This is a genomic window from Nocardioides sp. P5_C9_2, assembly GCF_054049555.1.
On the sequence record NZ_JBFUMD010000567.1, the window covers coordinates 1 to 2,237 of the forward strand.

The following is a 2,237-nucleotide window of genomic DNA, read 5'->3' on the forward strand; positions in this document are numbered from 1 at the left end:
GGGTTGGAGGGGGGCAGCACGAGAAGGTCGGTCCCGGCGATGGCCTCGAGCACGCCCGGCCCGGCGGCCGAGGAGTCCTGGCCGACCACGATCACGGCCTCGGCCGGCACCTCGGCCCGCAGGCGCACCCAGTACTCCTGGAAGTGCACGACCCGGCGGCCGCTCGGCTCGTCGGGGTCGGCGATCGCGACGTGGGTCTCCACCCGGTCGTCACTCATCGGCAGCAGGCGGACCCCCGGCTGCCAGCGCCGGCACAGGGCGGTGGTCACCGCGGAGAGCGGGAAGCCCGCCTCGAGCATCTGGGTCCGCACCAGGTGGGTGGCGATGTCGCGGTCGCCGAGACCGAACCACGTGGGCTCCACGCCGTACGCCGCGAGCTCCTCCTTGGTGCTCCACGTCTCGTCGCGGCGTCCCCACCCGCGGTCCGGGTCGATGCCGTCCCCGAGGGTGTACATGACTGTGTCGAGGTCGGGGCAGACCTTGAGGCCGTGGACCCACAGGTCGTCGGCGGTGTTGGCGACCACGGTCACCTCCGCGTCGGGTGCCACGCCGGGGAGTGCGCCGGTGCGGATCCCGTGGAGGAGGCCACGCACGAACGTCGCTCCACCCATACCACCGGAGAGCACGGAGATCTTCTGCATGCGAATACCTTGCCCTACCGTGGATCGCCCGATCGGGGGGCCTGATGGCCCGTTCGGGCCATATCAGATCTGGGCTTGACTTCCTCGTACGACAGGCATGTAATTCCCACAGTGTTCTTCTCCCACAGTGTTCTTCCCGCGGGGACGAGGAGCTCCATCACGAGGGTCGAAAGGGCGAAAGCCATGAGAGCAGAACTGTTTCTCCTTGAGCCGGAAGCCGAAGAGCAGGGTTGGCAGGACCGCGCCCTGTGCGCGCAGACCGACCCGGAGGCCTTCTTTCCGGAGAAGGGTGGATCCACCAGGGAGGCCAAGAAGGTCTGCCTGACCTGCGAGGTGCGAGACGACTGTCTCGAGTCCGCCTTGATGAACGACGAGCGCTTCGGGATCTGGGGCGGCCTCTCCGAGCGGGAGCGCCGCAAGCTCAAGAAGCGCGCAGTCTGATGCACGAGGCGCCCCGGGCCCGCTGATCAAGCGGGCCCGTCGCGCATTTCTGGGGCGGTGCCAGCGAGGTTTTCGGGCCTCACCGGGCCCTCGCTAGGGTGCTGCGGTGACCGTCACCGTGCTTCTCGTCAGCCATGACGGGGCGCGGTGGCTGCCGCCGGTCCTCGAGGGGCTGGAGGCGCAGACGCGCCCCGTCGACCGCGCCATCGCCGTCGACACCGGCAGCCGTGACGAGAGCGTCGACCTGCTCCGCGGGGTGCTCGAGGACGAAGCCGTCCTGGAGGTGCCCGGCTCGACCAGCTATCCCGCCGCCGTGGCTCACGCGCTCGAGCACGTGCCCGAGGTGGAGGGCGAGTGGGTGTGGCTGCTGCACGACGACAGCCTGCCCGCCCCGGACGCGCTCGAGCAGCTGCTGCGGGTCGCCGAGGAGCACCCGGAGGCCTCGATCCTGGGACCGAAGCTGCGCGAGTGGCCGTCGCTGAAGCGTCTCCTTGAGGTGGGCCTGACCATCACCGGCACCGGTCACCGCGAGACCGGGCTCGAGCGCGGCGAGTACGACCAGGGCCAGCACGACGAGGTGCGCCCGGTGCTGGCGGTCAACACGGCCGGGATGCTCGTACGCCGTACCGTGCTGTCCGAGCTGGGTGGTCTGGACCCCGAGCTGCCGATCTTCGGCAACGACATCGACTTCGGCTGGCGGGCCGCCGAGGCCGGGCACACCACGCTGGTGGTGCCGCCGGCCGTGGTCTTCCACGCCGAGGCCGCCCACCGCGGGGTGCGGCGCACCCCCCTCACCGGACGCCACACCCACTACCAGGAGCGGCGCGCCGCCCTGCTCACGCTGCTGGCCAACGCCTCCCCGAAGCGCCTGCCCTGGCAGGTCGTGCGCCTCTTCTTCGGTTCCCTGCTCCGGGTCCTGGGGTTCCTGGCGGTGCGCTCGGTGGGCGAGGCGCTCGACGAGCTCGCCGCCGTGCTGTCGCTCTACTCGCGGCCGCGCCAGGTGCTCGCCGCCCGGCGGGCCCGCGCCGATCGACGTACCGGGGAGCCGCACGACGTGCGCCACCTCCTGGCGCCGCCGTGGCTGCCCTACCGGCACGGCCTCGACATGGTCACCGACCTGGCCGCCGCCGCCACCAACCAGGCCCAGGACGTGGC

General features: G+C 71.4%; 3 protein-coding genes. 2 read left to right on the top strand and 1 reads right to left on the bottom strand.

From position 1 onward, the window contains the following. A partial coding sequence (gene cofD, locus ACXJKL_RS19700) for a 2-phospho-L-lactate transferase (RefSeq protein ID WP_457208693.1) occupies window positions 1–641 on the bottom strand: 641 nt, incomplete at its 3' end. A gap of 183 nt (window positions 642–824) precedes the next feature. Here cofD and ACXJKL_RS19705 point away from each other — a divergent pair. Then, window positions 825–1,082 carry a WhiB family transcriptional regulator gene (locus tag ACXJKL_RS19705; RefSeq protein WP_457208694.1) on the top strand — a complete coding sequence of 86 codons (258 nt, stop codon included), beginning with the start codon at window positions 825–827 and terminating at the stop codon, window positions 1,080–1,082. 106 nt (window positions 1,083–1,188) lie between these two features. Then, window positions 1,189–2,237, top strand: a 1,049-nt coding sequence (locus ACXJKL_RS19710; RefSeq protein ID WP_457208695.1) for a glycosyltransferase family 2 protein, incomplete at its 3' end; no start/stop codon positions are given.

Coding starts and splice junctions, on each gene's coding strand:
- ACXJKL_RS19705 (WP_457208694.1), top strand. CDS start 825: ATGAGAGCAGAACTGTTTCTCCTTGAGCCGGAAGCCGAAGAGCAGGGT.